Source organism: Hymenobacter sp. FMD4 (assembly GCF_058932745.1).
Window position 1 is genome coordinate 143,713 of sequence record NZ_JBZYWH010000004.1, and the last position, 17,114, is coordinate 160,826.

A 17,114-nucleotide genomic window follows, 5' to 3' on the forward strand; every position below is an offset into this window, starting at 1 on the left:
AAAGAGCGGGTTAAAACAGATAGCCTAGCTGGCCGACCACGCGGTGGTCGTAGCTGCGAATGGGCTGGGGGTCGGGGTAATGCAGCCAATGAAACTGGTAGCGCACGCCCACGTTGAGGCGGTCGAAAAGCGTGTAGTGGTAGCGCAGGCTGGCTTGCACCTGCTGGAGTTTGTTTACTGAGACCCAGTGCGTGCCTTGGCTGAAAAAGGCATCCAGATTGCTCTGATCCGTCGACTTGGGGTAGTTGGCGTGAGTATGCCGCGTGACAGCGGCCAGCACCGGCAAGCCTAACTCAGCCGTTAAGTGCTGCCGGGGTGCCAGGTCGTACTCGACCCGGCCTTCGGCGTAAAGCCCGGCCACGTTCATGCCCCAGTAGAGGTTGGCCACGGCATCGGAAACCTGCAGGCGGTTCTGCAGGCCAGCACCGGCGAATAGGCGCCACTTTGCGGCGGTCGGCAAGCGGCGCAAGTAGCACAGGCTCAGGCTAGCGTCGTAGTAGGTTGATTGGATGGTGTAGGTGCGCTGCCCGTTGCTGAATTCGCGCACGCCGTAACGCTTAGGCAAGTCGCGGCCCAGCAGGGGCTGTAGCTCCACGGTAAAGCGTGAGCGGGCGGTACGGTGCGCGTAGCCGAGCAGGAAGGCCTGCCCTTTGGCTTGGTACACTAGCGGCGAGGCTTGTCGATCGAGCATGGTGCGCCACATGGGGCCACCGGCAGCCATCAGCTCATGGCGGCGCTCAGCCTGCGGCGACTGGGCCCAAGCCGGTGCCAAGCCTGCCAGCAGAGCCAGGGAAGTAAGAAAGGTTTTCATAGCGGGAAGAGGTTAGGTTAAGCAAGGGCAAAGCGTGGCCAAGCCACGCGCACTGTGGCCTATCTGATAAGATTGATGGAAGGCTTAGCGCACTCGCTCGAAGTGCAGGCCGTTGATGGCTTCGCGGTGAAAGGTGAAGCCCGTGACGGCGCCAGTCGCGTCGCGCTGGAAAGCCAGGCAGTTGTGACCTTGCAGATCTGCCAGAAATCGGTCGCCCACGATGGGCTGCAGGGGCACGTGCAGGAGGCGGTAGAAACTGATGCGCAACTTCCCTCCTCGCTCCGTGAGACGGAAGCTTTGATTTAGTTCGGGGCAGTAATAACGGCCGGACAGGCGGCGTAGCTCGGCCGCCGTGGGCGTGGCGGCGGCTACCATCTGCAGCCGGGAGGTGGCGCCGTGCTCCGCGTAGCGCAGCCCGTGCACTGCCCCATCCTCAGCCCGTTCAATGTGGTACTGGTACTGGCCTAGGCCTTGATTGACATAGAAATCGGGGCCGGCGAGCCGCAGGGGCTGGGCGTAGCCCTGCGTGGAACGGGCAGCGCGTAGGGTGCCGTTTTGCAGGGTAAGAATGCGCGCCTCTCCCAGCGTTTCGGGTTGCAAGTAGATGCCCTCTATCCCGCCGGTGGGCGCAACTGCGGCTGTTTCAACTGACAAGGGCTTAAAGGCCGCGGGCATCAAGTGCTCGGCTAAGCCGAAAAGGCGCTGGGTGAGGCCGTACATGTTTTCGGTGTTAGCGAGGCAAATCAGCGTCAGCTCCTGCTGCGGGAAGCGCATGATTTGGGCCTGGTAGCCAGGGTCGGTGCCGCTATGCGTAACGGCCAGCTGATTGCGGTAGGGCTCTACCTCCAGCCCAAAAGCGTAGTTGGTGGTACGGCCATCGAGGAGGCGGCCGGGCGTGAGCAGCCGGTGCAGTAGCTCGGAGCGCCCCTGCCCAAGGCGGTTGTGGTAGAAGTTCTGGTCCCAGCGCACGAGGTCGGCTAAGCAGGTAACCAAGCCTGAAGAGCCGATGGTATTGCCTTGAAAATGCCCAGGCCGAAAGTGCGCCTGCCCATTGCGGTGGCGCACCGTATAGCCGGTAGCCAGGTTTGGACTATCGTCAGCAATCCGGCCTTCGAAGTGCGTCTGCGTCATGCCCAAAGGGCGGAAGATGTGCTGCTCGGCAAACTCGGCCAGCGGCTGACCCGACACCCGCGCCACGATTTCGGCCAGCAGCACGTAACCGCCGTTGTTGTACTCGTACCGCTCGCCGGGGCGAAAATTGCGGCCGCGCTGCTGGCTCAGCAGCTGCAGCACGTTGGCATTGGTATAGTGCCGCTCGCCACGCAGCGTGAGGCCGATGAGCGTAAACCCATCGCGCAGACCGCTGGTATGGTGCACCAGGTGTTGAATGCGCACCGTGTCGCCAAGCCAGGGCAGCTCGGGCAGGTAGCGCCGTATGTCATCGTCGAGGCGCAGCTTGCCCTGCTCAACCAGCAGCGCAATGCTGGCCGCCGTAAACTGCTTGGCTACCGAGGCCACCCAGAACCGGTGGCTGGTGGTAAGCGGCTGGTGCCTGCCAATATTGGCTTGCCCATAAGCGCGCTGGTACGCGAGCTGCCCATGCCAGACCACGCCAATCACGGCGCCGGGCGAGGCGGGTTTGCTCCACGGCGCAAACACCGAATCGATGCGCTGCTGTAGGTGCTCGGGTAGGGCTTGCGCCCGGACCAGGGAGCTGTGTAGCGCCAGCAGCAGGCCGCCGATGAGCAGCAGGTGGCGCCGGCTTAGCGGATGAAGAAAGGAGAAAAGCATGGCCCAAAGGAATTGGGCAAAAAGCGCTATTGCAGCATGCTAAAGCCCATTTCAGGACTGAACCGCCGCTATTTTGGCGACGAATCGTAGGTACCGACTGCATCGAGGCGGCCGCGCAGCCACTGCCGGAAGGCCGGGGCCCGGTCGCGGCTGACCACAATAAGCTCCGGCAGCCGCGCCGAGGCGATGAGCTGCACGGCCAGTTTGCCGTGGGCCTCGGTCTGCACCTGTGCCACGGCTTTGGGGGTGATGATGAATTGCCGGTTGGCTCGGAAAAACAAGGCGGCCGGCAGTTGCTCCGCCAGCCGGTCCAGCGACTGATCGAGCAAGTACTGCCGGTCGTCTAGCGTAAGCAAGTAAGTCTCCTTTTCGGCCGAATAACAGCAGCGCACTTCGCTGTAGGGCACCACCAACTCGCGGCGACCGAGCTTCACGACAATGTGCTCGATGGCCGGTTCCGGTGTTGCCACCGAAGCCAGAACTGCCGTTTCCAGCTGCTGGTGCAAGGCCTGCTTTTCGGCTTCGGCCAGCCGGTAGAGCGCATGGTTGCGGCGGTACTGATCGTAATAGTATAGGCCGACGTAAATCACATTTAGCATCAGCATGAATACCAAGCCGATGATGACGTCGAAGTTCCAGTAATGCTCGTTGGGGTAGTCTCGAATGAAGGCGTACTCCGTGTACACCAGCGCCGTCAGCACCAGCACGCCCACGGCACACGTGAGCGGTACCTGCAGCAGCAAACGCTTCAGCAGCCCGCGCCGCCAGGGGTAGCGGCCATCGAGCCACCGAATAGTGGCGCGCATGGCCTGCCACACCAAGGCTATCTTCAGTGCGTCGCTCAGCACCTCGTACGCCGTCTGCCAGTTCAGCCGAATTCCGTTGTAAGTCAGGTAGTACCCAAATGCCGTGACCAAGGGCACGCCAGCCAGCTGCACCCACTGGTCGCGGTAGTTGGGGCGGGGCGATGCTGAGTCCACGGCGGCGAAGGGTTGCGGTTTATAGCAAACATAGCGGTTCGGTCCCTTCGATGATGCGAAAGGAGCTTATCTCTCCATCATCGTGTTACTTGCAAGCTAATTGGGCTAGGGCAGTTGCTTACCAGCCTGGCCCGATGCTTTCCTGAGCTAACTCAACTTCACTCGTTCCCGTGAAAAAATCCTTCCTGCTCCTGCTGCCCGCCGCGGTGGCTCTGGGCCTGACCACCCAATGCCAGTCGAGCAAGCCGGCAGCCGGCACCACGGCCACCACGCAGACGCCCGCCACCGAAGCGCCCCAAGAGAAAGAATACAAGTACACCACCGTGGAGGGCGACCCGCTCAAGACGCGCATCTATACCTTAGATAACGGGCTGACGGTGTACCTCTCCGACTACGACGACGCGCCCCGCATCCAGACCTACGTGGCCGTGCGCGCCGGCTCCAAGAACGATCCGGCCGACGCCACTGGCCTCGCCCACTACCTGGAGCACATGGTGTTCAAGGGCACATCCAAGCTGGGTGCCCAGAATGTAGCCGCCGAAAAGACCGAGCTGGACAAGATCGAAGCGCTGTACGAGCAGTACCGCGCCACCCGCGACGCGGCCCTGCGCAAGCGTCTTTATCACCAGATTGATTCTATCTCGGGCGTTGCGGCCAAGTACGCGGTGGCCAATGAGTACGACAAGCTGATGGGTGCCATCGGGGCTAAGGGCTCCAACGCCTACACCTCGGTGGAGCAGACGGTGTACCAGGAAGACATTCCTTCTAACCAGGTGGATAAGTGGGCCGCCGTGCAGGCCGAGCGCTTCGGCGAGCTAGTGCCGCGCCTGTTCCACACCGAGCTGGAAGCCGTGTACGAGGAGAAAAACCGCGGCCTCGACAACGACTTCAGCAAGGAGTTTGAGGCCATGAACGCCACGCTGTTTCGCAAGCACCAGTACGGCACCCAAACGACCATCGGCACCATTGAGCACCTGCAAAATCCTTCTATCACGGCGATTAAACGGTATTTCGAGCAGTACTACGTGCCCAACAACATGGCCGTGGCCATGAGCGGCGACCTGGACTTCGACCAGACCATCCGCACCATCGATAAGTACTTTGGACAGCTCAAAAGCAAGCCAGTGCCGGCCTTCGCTGCCGCCCAGGAAGAGCCGCTGGCGGCGCCGGTGGTCAAGGAAATCAAAGGCCCAAACGCTGAGAACGTAATGCTCGGCTTCCGCTTCCCCGGCACCACTACCAAGGAGGCCTTGGTGCTGCGCATGATCGATAAGATTCTGACCAACGGACAGGCCGGCCTGATCGACCTGAACCTGAACCAGAAGCAGGCCGTGCTGGAAGCCGCTTCCTTCTCCGACATCAACAACGACTACTCCACCCACGTGCTTTACGGCACGCCGCGCCAGGGTCAGAGCCTGGATCAGGTGAAGAATCTGCTGCTGGCCCAGCTGGATAAGGTGAAGAAGGGTGACTTTCCGGACTGGCTCATCCCGGCCATTATCAATAATGAGCAGCTGCAGCGCACCAAGAGCTACGAAAGCAACGAGGCCCGCGCCGGCGCTTTCGTAGCTGCCTTCGTGGCCCGCGAGGATTGGAAAGACTACCTGCAGCAGTTCGAGGAGTTCGGCAAAATCACCAAGGACGATGTGATGCGCGTGGCCAACCAGTACTACGGCCCCGGCTACGCCCTCATCTACAAGCGCACCGGCAAAGACACCAGCACGCCCAAAGTTATCAAGCCGGCCATTACGCCGGTATCGGTGAACCGCGACGCGGCCTCCGAGTACTACCAGCAGGTGGTAGCCATGCCCACGCCCGACTTGCAGCCGGTGTTCGTGGATTATAAGAAGGACATTCAGCAAGTGGAGCTGAAGCCCGGCTTGCCGCTGCACTACACCCAGAACAAAGAAAACGGCCTGTTTTCGCTTTACTACGTGCTCGACCTGGGCACCAACAACGACCCCAAGCTGGGCCTTGCGGCCGACTACCTGCAGTACCTGGGCACCGGCAAATACTCGGCGGCCCAGCTGCAGCAGGAGTTCTACAAGCTCGGCTGCTCTTTCGGCGTACAAAGCGGGCAAGACCGCGTGTTCGTGAGCCTTTCGGGCCTCGATCAGAACATGGAGCCGGCGCTGCAGCTGTTTGAGCAACTGCTGAACAATCCCACGCCCGACCAGCAGGCGCTCAAGGACATGGTGGCCGGCGTGCTCAAAAACCGCCAGGACGCCAAGCTCAACAAGAATGTCATCCTGAGCCAGGCTATGGTGAACTACGTGAAGTACGGCCCCAAGAACCCCTTCACGAACATCGTCAGCGAAAAGGAGCTGAAGGCGCTGAAGCCGCAGGAGCTGATCAGCCGCATCAAGCAGCTGCCGACTTTCCAGCACCGGGTGCTGTACTACGGGCCGCGTGCTACGGAAAGGCTGCAAGCCGTGCTCAATGCTAAGCACAAGACGCCCGCCAAGCTGGCCGCCACCCCACCCGCCAAGGACTTCGACGAGCAGCCGCTGAAGGACCGCAAAGTCTACTGGACCGACTACAACATGGTGCAGGCTGAAATCCTGTTCCTCTCGCGCGGCGACGCTTACGATAAGGCCCTGGTGCCCACGGTAAGCCTCTACAACGAGTACTTCGGCGGCAACATGGGCAGCATCGTATTCCAGGAGCTGCGCGAGTCCAAGGCTCTGGCCTACTCGGCTACTTCGCGCTACACCAACGCCGACAAATCGGGCCGTTCCAACTACCAGCTCAGCTATATCGGCACCCAGGCGGATAAACTGCCCGAGGCCATGGCCGGCATGGAAGCCCTCATTACCAATATGCCCATGGCCGAGGCCAACCTCACCATCGCCCGCCAAAGCATCCGCAACAGCATTGCCACGGAGCGCATCACTAAGTCGGATATCCTCTTCAGCTACGAGCGCGCCAAGCGCCTCGGCCTTGATTACGACCTGCGCCGCGACGTGTACGAGCAGACGGCCAACATGAGCCTCAACGACCTGAAGAAATTCCAGGAAGCCAAGGTGAAAGGCCGCCCGCAGACGATTCTGGTTATCGGCTCCAAAGACCGGCTGAACTTCAAGGAGCTGGCCAAGTACGGCCAGGTGCAGCAGCTCACGTTAAAAGACATCTTCGGCTACTAACCTGCCCGACCGCATCCGCATTTAACTAAGGAGAGGATGTAACTAAAGCTGCCGCTGGGGCAGTTGACCGGCGCCCGCGCCATTGGGTCGCTTCAGTGCCGGGATATAAATAACCGGGAATCTCCCTCAAGCCGAGCCGGCTGGCACCTGATGGTGTCAGCCGGCTCTGTTTTCTGGAGGTGTAGATACCGCGGAGCTAAGCAATTGATACTCTGACAACGTAGGCGCCCATCACCCGCAACTGGCTTGCCAGTGAGCCAAAGCAATACTTCTCTAACCGCGGAAAGGAGCGCTTTTTCGGACAGCCGCGCATATACGACATTTTTTTCAAACGCTTGTTTCGCCCCAATTAATGTCGGTGCTTTGCATCCGATTTTGGGCGGCGCCGGTTGGCTTGTTTGGCCCCGTCACCTGATTTCTCTTCACCAAACACCCTTAACCCGCGTCATTTCCTGACAACGCTAGATATGGCAGACCAGAAGATTACCATCAAGAACGGCAAACTCAACGTTCCTGACCGCCCCACTATTCCGTTCATCGAAGGCGACGGTACCGGTCCCGATATTTGGGCTGCCTCGGTGCGCGTATTCGACGCGGCCGTGGAAAAAGCCTACGGTGGCGCGCGTAAGATTGAGTGGAAAGAAGTGCTGGCCGGCGAGAAGTCGTTCAAGCAACTCAACAACTGGCTGCCCAACGAAACCCTTGACGCTTTCCGCGAATACCTTGTGGGCATCAAAGGCCCGCTGACCACGCCCGTAGGCGGCGGCATCCGCTCGCTGAACGTGGCCCTGCGCCAGGAGCTCGACCTGTACGCCTGCGTACGCCCCGTACGTTGGTTTGAAGGCGTGCCTTCGCCCGTGAAGCACCCCGAACTGACCGACATGGTAATCTTCCGCGAAAACACGGAGGATATCTACGCCGGTATCGAATACATGAACGGCACACCGCAGGCCCAGAAAATGCTGGAATTCCTGCAGGACGAGATGGGCGTGAAGAAAATCCGCTTCCCCGAGTCGTCGTCGTTTGGCATCAAACCCGTATCGAAGGAAGGCACTGAGCGCCTCGTGCGCGCCGCCATCCAATACGCGCTGGACAACAAGCGCGAGTCGGTGACGATTGTCCACAAGGGCAACATCATGAAGTTCACCGAGGGGGCCTTCAAAACCTGGGGCTACGAGCTAGCGGAGAAGGAGTTCGGCGACAAGGTGTTCACCTGGTCGCAGTTCGACAAGCTCGCGGCCAAGCACGGTCAGGATGCGGCCAACCTGCACATGAAGAACGAACTGGCTTCGGGCAAAATCCTCATCAAGGACAGCATCGCCGATGCCTTCCTGCAGCAGATCCTGCTCCGCCCCTCCGACTACGACGTAGTAGCTACCCTGAACCTGAACGGCGACTACATCTCCGACGCCCTTGCTGCCATCGTAGGCGGTATCGGCATCGCGCCGGGCGCCAACATCAACTACCTTACCGGTCACGCCATCTTCGAAGCTACCCACGGCACCGCGCCCAAGTACGCTGGCCAGGACAAGGTGAACCCCGGTTCGGTAATCCTTTCCGGCGCCCTCATGCTGGAGCACATGGGCTGGCAGGAAGCCGCCGACCTGATCTACAAAGGCCTCGAAGCCTCGATCGGTGCCAAGCGCGTAACCTACGACTTCGAACGCCTGATGGAAGGTGCTACCCTCCTGAAGTGCTCGGAGTTCGGCGACGAGATTATCAAAAACATGTAATTGCGTTGGTCTAGACCAAATAAAAACCCTGCGTTGGTGTAGACCGACGCAGGGTTTTTTTAAAAAAAAGACATCTATGTTTCTTTCTACTCGCTGGCTTATTCCTGGAGCCCTCATATTATTAATTAGCTGCAAAAAAGACGAAGTAAAAAAGTCAACCTCGTTTGATAAGCAGATTTCCTTGGCAGGGTACACCGCTACGGTCAGCGCCATAACTGAACTGTCCGACGGTAACTTGTTTATTGTAGGCAGCGCAGCACCTATAAGGTCACCGCAACCAGATACAGAAATGCTGTTAGGCATAAAGTTGACGGCGCAGGGCGACACCATTTGGACAAAGCGTTACCGCTTTGGTGACGCAAGCCGACCGTATGGTCAGGGTTTCAGTTGCACGTCCACTAACGATGGGAATGTCGTGGTGTCAGGTTATTGCTATATGTCTGGTACTGCAATACGACAACAGGCAATGGTGGCCAAGATTAATAGCAACACAGGCGCTGTACTGTGGCAATTAGCCCTACCCGTATATGCAGCCGGTTCTACGCTGCTGCCCACTGCCAACGGCGGATTTTTGGTACTTGCCCCTACTAAGCCCAGTAGAAACTTGGTAATTCCAAATGAGGCAACGGTGTCCGTAATTACTACTACCGGCGCCTTGTTGCATACCAGAACATACCCTTCAGAATTTGCCCAGCGTATTTATCCTACTACAGATGGCAATTTTGTTGTGACAAGCATTAATCCTACTGATTTCTTTTCGCCAATTGCAGCCTTGACCAAAATATCTCCTCAAGGAGCAAGAATTTGGCAACGTACACCCGCCGGAGCGAACTTCGGTAATGTCTCTTGCCTTACTACCACCAGTGATGGAGGCTATATATTAGCTAATACTACAAATTCACTGAGTCTTGCACCTACGCAATTGCTTAAGGTCAATGCTGAGGGCGGAACCGAATCACTCACTCCCATTACTGGACAAGAGGGGGTAAATTATTTTGAGCAAATGATTCTGGGGCCTGATAATAGTTTGATCCTAATTGGCAATCAGATCGATAATACGCTTATCTCATATCCCCTCGCTTTGCGTGTAACAACAAGCGGCAATATACTGACTCGCAAAATCCTGACAGCACGAAAAGGGTCAATGGCTTCCATGGTAAAAATTGGAGACGGCGACCTGATACTTTGTTCAAATGAAGAGGGAACAATCGGCGTCTATCGCACCCAAGCCGACCTAACGAAATGAACATTGGTAAACGTTGGTACACCTCTGTGGCTTCCGTTAAGGCGTAAGTTCAAGTACACGCCGCTCCAGCGGCCATTCGGTACTCCTATTACAAGCCGGACGCCCACCGAGGATGTCCGGCTTTTTCATACTCGCCCTACTACCCGCCGCTGTGCCATCCCACACCCACTACTTCGAGCACCAAGCCAGAAACCCTTTTCCGCAACGGATTGGCCCATTTTGCGTCTGTGACCAAACTCCATTCTTATGAAACTAGCGTTTAGCTGCGCCGCCTACTTCCTTGCCACTACTTCCCTGTTGGCCCAATCCCGCTCCACTCCCGCCCATACTGTGCAGGAGCTCAATTACTTTGTCGGCAACTGGCAGGGCAAAGGTGAATTCTGGAACGGTAAGCCCATCGCGGCTGACCTCAGCTTTGCCCCCGACACCGCCGCCCGCGTGCTTGTGCAACGTCACACCGACCGTCTCCCCCACCGCTTCAAAGCCCTCAGTGTATGGGGCGCCGACACCGAAGCGGGCAAGCTCACAGCCCTGATGCACGACAACTACGGTGGTGCCCGCTTGCTAATCAGCGACGGATGGCAGCATAATAAGTTGGCCTTCGAAAACAGCGTCGTGCTCAGCCACAAGGAAAACAAGCACCGCTTCGTATACGAAAAGCTGGATGAAGGCCGCTTCAAAATGACCTACGAAGTGGACCGTGGCAAAGGCTGGCAAATGGTAGACTGGTTGGTATTTGTGCGGCAGTAGCTTGAGACGCCCGTCAGGTGCAGCAGCCAAGAGGGCTGCCATTATAACACAAAGGGGGCCCGCAGTGGCCCCCTTTGTGTTATTAAATATGCCTACTAACTCTTACTCATCCACCACTACGTCAAACGCCAGCTTCTCAGGAGCCACGCTGGCCTGAGCCGAACCGCGCAGCACCAGCGAATAGGCTTTGCCCGGCTGTAGCGTCAGCGTCTGGGTGAACAGTTGCTCCTGGTTGCCGTTGGTGCGGGATACCACCACCGAATAGGCGCGGGCATCGATGGCTTGGTAGCTGGTTACCTGCCCCCAGTCAGCCAGTGCAAAAAGGGGCGCGTTGGCCTGGGCTTCCTGCAGACGCACGGGCGTGAAGCCTACTGCAAGGTTGACTACCCGAATGTGAGCCTTGCCTGCTTCTGCAGCCGGTAACGCGGACTCATGTACCACCTTAGCACTATGGGACGTACCAAAACTGTATACAAACAGGGAGTACCGGGCATCTTTGGAAATAGGGAAAGCGCCAAACTGCACCCAGTTGGAACCGGTACTGGAGGCGTAAGGCAGCATCACCTGAACCAGCCGAGCACCCACAGCCAAGCCCCGGTACGGTGCGGCCAAGCCCGGCGCAGCCGCCGAGCCTTCCTCCTGCCCGTCGACGAACAGGCGCACGGGCCCTTGGTTTACTGATGAGCCTTCGCCCACGGCTAGGTTATTGACGATTCGGATGTACCCGCGCTCCACAACAGGCTGCTGCGGCGTGGGGTCTTGTTGTTTGTTGTGAGAGCAGGCGCTTAATAGCGAAGCAGCAGTCAGCAGAGACAGGAGTAAACGATTACGCATAACAGGTAACAGTAAGAGGAAAGTGATGGTGAGGAGCTAGCAGCCCCGTGCCTAGTAAGGCAACGACCAGGCCAGTTCAGGTTCCGATTTCATCAGTCAAACTTTCTCCTTACCCCAACTACCTAGTTTTCAAGTTGAAAAAAATCATGCCTTCCTGGGCATTGCCTCCACTCATCAGTGGCACTGCACGGCACCGGCTTTTACACTTGCCCTTAAATAGACTGTTACTAATAGTTCAAACAAGAGTCTGCGATACGCAGAGCCTGTGACGTGAATTATATATCACAAGTAATATGTATTAGATGATTTCTATTACTGCACAACTGTGATAGACCCTTAGGATCGGATTAAACGAATCTTTTATCACCACCCCCAACATGCCGTGACACTACTCCTGCTTGCCTTGTAAAACCGGCTCTAGCTGGTTTGAATCAGGCTTGAGCAGGAAGTTCGCCTTGCAAAATACTCTACTTTTCTATGTGTATTATCCAGCCTGACGCCCAAGGAACTAGCCAACCTTGTTATGAATATTTTTCAACAAACTTGCATAATGTTAAAACATAATTAAGTTTGGCTAACACATATCACTCACCAATAACCACATTATGAAACACCTACTACTCTCCGCCATACTCGGGGCACCCTTAGTAGTGCAATCGGCTGTGGCGCAGAACCGCACTATTACCGGTCGGGTAACCGACGCGGCCTCAGGGCAAGGCTTGCCTGGGGTTACGGTAATAGTGAAAGGTTCTACCGTGGGCGCCTCTACTGGGGCCGACGGGTCGTACTCCCTGAGCGTGCCTACCACGGCAAGCGTACTATCTTTTAGCTTCGTAGGGTACAAATCCGTGGAACGCCCCATTGGTAATGCTACCCAACTTGATGTGGCCCTAGCCACCGATACGGAGCAACTCGAAGAAGTGGTGGTAACGGGCTTGGCTACGTCGGTCAAACGCTCCAACTTGGCCAATGCAGTTTCCACCGTTTCGGCGAAGGAACTCGTGGGCAGCACTCGGCCAGTAACCGTGGACGCCGCGCTGAATGGCAAAATCGTGGGCGCCAATATAGCCCAGACGAGCGGCGCCCCCGGTGGTGGCGTGTCGGTCCAGCTTCGAGGCATTTCCACGCTGAACGGCACCGCCCAGCCCCTCTACATCATCGATGGCGTGTACGCCGTTAATGCCGAGGTGGGCAACGGGGCCGGTTCGCCGGCGTTTACGAGTGCTTCGGCCGTAACGGGCCGTACCACCCAAGACAATGGCATCAACCGCTTGTCGGACATCAACCCGAACGACATCGAGTCCATTGAAGTTCTGAAGGGCCCCAGCGCGGCGGCTATCTACGGTACTCGCGCCAACGCGGGGGTTATCATCATCAAAACCAAGCGTGGACAAGCGGGCCAAACTCGGGTAAGCTTCACCCAGGACCTGGGCATGGCGCGGGCGTGGCGGCTACTGGGCAAATCGGATTGGACCCCAGAAAAGATTGATTTCCGCTATGCGCCCGGCTCGGCGCGCAACACGCAGGAGAAAGCCGCTTTGGCCGCTGCCCAAGCCAGTGGCGACATCTTCGACTACGAAAAGGAAATCTTCGGCAACACTGCCTTCCTGCGCAACACCGGGATAAGTGCGTCTGGCGGTAATGAGCGCACGAAGTTCTTTGTTTCGGGCTCCACTTCGAAGGAAGAGGGCATCGTGAAGAACACGGACTTTGCTCGCCATTCCATTCGGGCCAACGTCGACCATAAAATCGGCAACCGCATTGACATCGGGCTTAGCTCGAACTACATCAACTCGCGCAACCGTCGCGGCTTTACGGGTAATACCAATAACGGCGTGAGCTTGAGCTACGCCCTGGCCTATACCCCGAGCTACGCCCAACTGCGTCCCAACGCTGCAGGCATATTCCCCGACAACCCCTACGCTGGTGACAACCCTCTGGCAGTAGTCGAAAGAGCAGTCAACGACGAGCGGACCAACCGCTTTGTGCAGACAGGCAGCATTACCGTACGTCTGATCGACAACGAGGCTACGTCGCTGCGCTTTGCGGCGCAGGGCGGCGTCGACTTCTCGAGCAGCAACGCGCTGTTGGCTTTGCCCTCCGACATGCAGTCGCAGCGGGCCCTGGCTTTGCCGGGCGCAGCTCGTGTTTCCAACAACTTGTTTTTCAACTCCAACATCCAAGGCTTCCTGATCTACGATTGGCGCTTGGGTGAAAACATCAACCTGACCTCCCAGGCCGGTTTGGTTCGTCTGACGCAACGAACCAATCTCTCCTTTAACCAAGGCCAGAACTTGTCGCCAGGCTTGCCCCTGTCGCCAAACCGGGGTACGGTGGTGACGCAGGAAACCGATAACCGGCGGGAGCAGGACGTGGGATTTGTGGCCCAACAGGAAGTAAACTTCCAGGACCGGGTAATTGCCACGGGTGGTATCCGCTTCGACAAATCGTCGCGCAACGGGGACCATGAAAAGTATTACGCCTTCCCTAAGGCGTCTTTGGCCATCAACTTGGCTAAGTTTGGTTTCTGGACATTGGATCAGGCCAACTTGGTCAAGCTACGGGCAGCCTATGGCCAAACGGGTGGCCCGGCTTTCTTCGGGGCACTGTACTCGCCTCAGCTGGCTATATCCACTGGGGGGCGCCCCGGTCTGATTCCTTCCACGCTCATCGGCAACACAGAAATTCGTCCGGAACGGGCTACCGAATTCGAAACGGGTATCGACATTGGGCTGTTTGAGAACCGCATCGGGCTGGAGGCCAGCTTCTACAACAAGGAAGTTATTGACCTGGTCGACATCTTCGCGCTGGCACCCTCCACTGGCCTCACTTCGCAGCGGGCTTACAACGTAGGCGACATCCGCAACCGCGGTTTGGAATTGAGCCTCAATGTAGCGGCGGTGCGCACGGAGTTCTTTAACTGGAATTCCACCACGCAATTCTGGCTGAACCGCACCGAGGTTACGCGTTTGAATACCAACCCCACTGTGTCTCCCTTCAACACGGGCACAGGCTTTGGGGCCACGTTTGGCCGTAACATCTTCACGGTGGGCGAATCGCCTTCCCGCTGGTATGGCACGCCAGGCTCTCCCAGTGACCCACGTTCGAACACGTTCAGTGGCCTGACGCGCTACGAAGAAGCGCAGCCCACTTTTCAGATGTCCTTCCTGAACAACTTCACGCTAGCCAAAAATTTCGAGGTGTCGTTCTTGCTGCACTGGAAAAAAGACGGCTACGTAAGCAACCTCAGCCGCCTGCTGCAGGACGAAGGTGGCACTACGGTGGACTGGTCTGAGCCTTCCGATGTGGTTGATAGCGGCGGAAACGCCCGGCCCAAAGGCATAGCGCGCCGTACCACCTTCTCCACGGCCCGCGAGTACATCCAAAATGCGGGGTACGTGCGCCTGCGCGAAGCTTCCGTCTACTACTCGGTGCCGGCTAGTCTCCGCACGCTCCTGTTCAAGGATTATGTGCGCAACTTCCGCATTGGGGTATCCGGCAACAACCTGCTGACTTGGACCGATTACGTGGGTTACGACCCGGAAGTGTCAAACTTCGGCTCCACCGGGAACTTCGCGCAGGTCGATGTTGCTAACTACCCGAACACGCGCCGGTTCTGGTTTCACCTGAACCTGGATTTCTAATATGAACCGGCCACTAACTTCTTTGTCAGCCATGTACTTCAATAAAATAAAATACGCACTGGCAGGCTTTGTCTTGCTGGCGGGGGTCACGACGTCGTGCGACCTTCTGAAAACAGAAGAAGTGCCCGACGAAAATAACCCCGGCTTGGCGGATGTACTCACCAACCCGAGCAAGTCGCAGCTTGATGCGCTGGCCGTAGGGGTGGAAGCTTCTTACCGCCTGATGCACACCGGCAACGCGCCGTACAACAACGTAATCGGGACGCTGGGTCGGGAAGTCACCGTTCTGGCCAACACCGAATCCCGTTGGTACGAGGAGCTACAAGGCCGCAGCCAATTTACGGGTGCTGTTCCGCTGGATGATGCCGCTTATTACAACGGCTATTACATCAGCGTAGCCCGCGTGGGCAGGGCCGCCCGCATTTACCGGCAATCGGCCCAGAACGCCGCTCCGGAAGTGCTTTCTGATCAGCAAAAAGCTGGGGTAAACGGCTTCACCCTCACTTATGAAGCCTTGAGCAAACTGATGCTGCTCAACATGCAAGGCGAAGGTGGCATCCGGATTGATTTGGCGGATGAGCGCCGCCCGGGTCCATTCGTCACGCCAACGGCAGCCCTGGCCGACATTCGTCAAATGTTGGATCAAGGAGCTACCCAGTTGGATGCCGCTGGTACTGCCTTCGGCTTCACGCTTTCCAGTGGCTTTACGGGCTTCAACACGCCAGCAACGTTCAAGCAGTTCAACCGGGCCCTGGCCGCTCGCGTGGCCCTGTACCAGCGCGACTACACCGGTGCACTGGCTGCGCTGAACCAATCCTTTTACAACCGCGCTGGTGATTTGACCGTGGGTCCGAAAATCACGTTCAACCCAGGCAACGCCGGTGACCAAGGCAATGCCTACTTCCAGGTGAACAACAACACGGGTGCTACGGTCCTCACCGTGCCGGAGAACTTCGTGACTGAAGCCGAACCCAACGACGCTCGTCTTTCCAAGGTAGGCTTGCGCACTACGCCCCGTTCGACGGGTGACATTTCGGCGCGCTACGAAGTGCGGCGCTTTGCTTCCAACACGGCTTCGCTGGATATCATCCGGAACGAGGAGTTGGTGTTGATTGCCGCCGAAGCCCGGGCCCGTACCAATGATCTGGCTGGCGCACTAGCGGATGTTAACGCCGTACGCACGCGCTCTGGCAACTTGCCAGCCCTGACGGCTCCCTTTGCCTCGGCCGAAGCCGCTGAGGTAGAGATTCTTAAACAGCGTCGTTACTCGCTCTTTTACGAAGGTCACTGGTTAGTGGATCTGCGCCGCCTGAACCGCTACAATCCCACGCCCGCTCCCGGTATCACGCTGGCGTATAGCACCGCCCCATACCGCCTGATTCCGCGCATGCCGCGGCCGGCAGCTGAAGTAGCTTGGGACAATAGCAACCCGTAAGCTGAATCACGCTTCTAAGTACTTCAACGGCTCTGCTCCATTGGTGCAGAGCCGTTTTGCGTTTCAGGAGGCTATATGCGTCGGACAAATCATGCCTCGTCAAGTACCAAATGAAAGGCTGAATTTAGGTCATTAGAAACGCTAGGAACCACACCTGAGAGGCAAACGGCTAGGACTACAACTTTTCCGCAAGGAGGGCAGTACCTATATGGGATTTGCGCTTGGGGCTTAGGTTCTGCCTTGCTTAATGCGAAAAGACTAAATGCTTTCGCATTACGTCCAATCCGATGCATCCACACCCACCATTACACCTAACAATCATGAAGAAGATACTTTTCCTTGCCCTGGCTGCCGTTTCATTAAGTCTTGGCTCATGCACCGAAAACGAGCAAGCTGCTGATCAGCGCACAGTGCAGGACAACACCGACGGAACGCCTGAGGGCGCTCAGCCCAATCCCGAGCGTGGTACTGCCCAAGGCGGTGGCGACGGCCCGGCCAGCATCGAGGGCACTGACCACACCACCACCAACAACGGTTCCTCCATTTACGGTGGCCCCACTTCGCGCTCAACTACTCCTGGAGGCGCTACTTCTACCACCGGCCGCACTGCTACCACTACCAGTGCCTCCTCCACAGCGGGTACTACCCCCGGCACTACTGCCGGAACTACCTCTGGGGAGTAGACCCACGACTACTTACGTAGCAGCCTAGTACGACAGACCAAAACTACCCCCAGCATCAGCGCCT

11 protein-coding genes are annotated in these 17,114 nt (G+C 57.7%); 7 read left to right on the top strand and 4 right to left on the bottom strand.

Annotation, left to right across the window (positions count from 1 at the left end; all coding sequences use genetic code 11):
* Positions 1-10 precede the first annotated feature (10 nt).
* From AC5FXY_RS06035 to AC5FXY_RS06045, 3 genes are all read right to left on the bottom strand, one after another.
* The gene (locus AC5FXY_RS06035) at positions 11-811 is read right to left on the bottom strand and encodes a hypothetical protein (protein ID WP_493555742.1); all 801 of its coding nucleotides are present in this window, start codon (positions 809-811) and stop codon (positions 11-13) included.
* Positions 812-895: 84 nt separating this feature from the next.
* The gene (locus AC5FXY_RS06040; protein WP_493555743.1) at positions 896-2,602 is read right to left on the bottom strand and encodes a serine hydrolase; all 1,707 of its coding nucleotides are present in this window, start codon (positions 2,600-2,602) and stop codon (positions 896-898) included.
* A gap of 68 nt (positions 2,603-2,670) precedes the next feature.
* The gene (locus tag AC5FXY_RS06045) at positions 2,671-3,582 is read right to left on the bottom strand and encodes a LytR/AlgR family response regulator transcription factor (RefSeq protein ID WP_493555744.1); all 912 of its coding nucleotides are present in this window, start codon (positions 3,580-3,582) and stop codon (positions 2,671-2,673) included.
* A 170-nt stretch (positions 3,583-3,752) separates the two neighbouring features.
* Here AC5FXY_RS06045 and AC5FXY_RS06050 point away from each other — a divergent pair, with 170 nt between their 5' ends.
* The 4 genes from AC5FXY_RS06050 to AC5FXY_RS06065 all read left to right on the top strand — a co-directional run bounded on the left by AC5FXY_RS06050 (position 3,753) and on the right by AC5FXY_RS06065 (position 10,454).
* A complete protein-coding gene (locus AC5FXY_RS06050; RefSeq protein WP_493555745.1) occupies positions 3,753-6,725 on the top strand; it encodes a M16 family metallopeptidase in 2,973 nt (990 codons plus the stop codon).
* A gap of 467 nt (positions 6,726-7,192) precedes the next feature.
* The gene (gene icd, locus AC5FXY_RS06055; RefSeq protein WP_493555746.1) at positions 7,193-8,458 is read left to right on the top strand and encodes an NADP-dependent isocitrate dehydrogenase; all 1,266 of its coding nucleotides are present in this window, start codon (positions 7,193-7,195) and stop codon (positions 8,456-8,458) included.
* 76 nt (positions 8,459-8,534) lie between these two features.
* The gene (locus AC5FXY_RS06060) at positions 8,535-9,704 is read left to right on the top strand and encodes a hypothetical protein (protein ID WP_493555747.1); all 1,170 of its coding nucleotides are present in this window, start codon (positions 8,535-8,537) and stop codon (positions 9,702-9,704) included.
* 246 nt (positions 9,705-9,950) lie between these two features.
* On the top strand, positions 9,951-10,454 hold the full coding sequence (locus tag AC5FXY_RS06065) for a hypothetical protein (protein ID WP_493555748.1): 504 nt from the start codon (positions 9,951-9,953) through the stop codon (positions 10,452-10,454).
* Between the two features lie 102 nt (positions 10,455-10,556).
* Here the strand turns inward: AC5FXY_RS06065 and AC5FXY_RS06070 are convergent, their stop codons facing one another.
* Positions 10,557-11,288, bottom strand: a complete 732-nt coding sequence (locus tag AC5FXY_RS06070) for a DUF4397 domain-containing protein (RefSeq protein WP_493555749.1) — start codon at positions 11,286-11,288, stop codon at positions 10,557-10,559.
* A gap of 605 nt (positions 11,289-11,893) precedes the next feature.
* Here AC5FXY_RS06070 and AC5FXY_RS06075 point away from each other — a divergent pair.
* The 3 genes from AC5FXY_RS06075 to AC5FXY_RS06085 all read left to right on the top strand — a co-directional run bounded on the left by AC5FXY_RS06075 (position 11,894) and on the right by AC5FXY_RS06085 (position 17,050).
* Positions 11,894-14,932 (top strand): SusC/RagA family TonB-linked outer membrane protein, encoded by a 3,039-nt coding sequence (locus AC5FXY_RS06075; RefSeq protein WP_493555750.1) that lies wholly within the window; start codon positions 11,894-11,896, stop codon positions 14,930-14,932.
* Between the two features lie 31 nt (positions 14,933-14,963).
* On the top strand, positions 14,964-16,367 hold the full coding sequence (locus tag AC5FXY_RS06080; protein WP_493555751.1) for a RagB/SusD family nutrient uptake outer membrane protein: 1,404 nt from the start codon (positions 14,964-14,966) through the stop codon (positions 16,365-16,367).
* A 320-nt stretch (positions 16,368-16,687) separates the two neighbouring features.
* Positions 16,688-17,050: a hypothetical protein gene (locus AC5FXY_RS06085; protein WP_493555752.1), complete on the top strand. Its 363-nt coding sequence runs from the start codon at positions 16,688-16,690 to the stop codon at positions 17,048-17,050.
* The last annotated feature ends 64 nt before the right edge of the window (positions 17,051-17,114 follow it).

Coding starts and splice junctions, on each gene's coding strand:
- AC5FXY_RS06035 (WP_493555742.1), bottom strand. CDS start 811: ATGAAAACCTTTCTTACTTCCCTGGCTCTGCTGGCAGGCTTGGCACCG.
- AC5FXY_RS06075 (WP_493555750.1), top strand. CDS start 11,894: ATGAAACACCTACTACTCTCCGCCATACTCGGGGCACCCTTAGTAGTG.
- AC5FXY_RS06060 (WP_493555747.1), top strand. CDS start 8,535: ATGTTTCTTTCTACTCGCTGGCTTATTCCTGGAGCCCTCATATTATTA.
- icd (WP_493555746.1), top strand. CDS start 7,193: ATGGCAGACCAGAAGATTACCATCAAGAACGGCAAACTCAACGTTCCT.
- AC5FXY_RS06070 (WP_493555749.1), bottom strand. CDS start 11,288: ATGCGTAATCGTTTACTCCTGTCTCTGCTGACTGCTGCTTCGCTATTA.
- AC5FXY_RS06080 (WP_493555751.1), top strand. CDS start 14,964: ATGTACTTCAATAAAATAAAATACGCACTGGCAGGCTTTGTCTTGCTG.
- AC5FXY_RS06040 (WP_493555743.1), bottom strand. CDS start 2,602: ATGCTTTTCTCCTTTCTTCATCCGCTAAGCCGGCGCCACCTGCTGCTC.
- AC5FXY_RS06085 (WP_493555752.1), top strand. CDS start 16,688: ATGAAGAAGATACTTTTCCTTGCCCTGGCTGCCGTTTCATTAAGTCTT.
- AC5FXY_RS06065 (WP_493555748.1), top strand. CDS start 9,951: ATGAAACTAGCGTTTAGCTGCGCCGCCTACTTCCTTGCCACTACTTCC.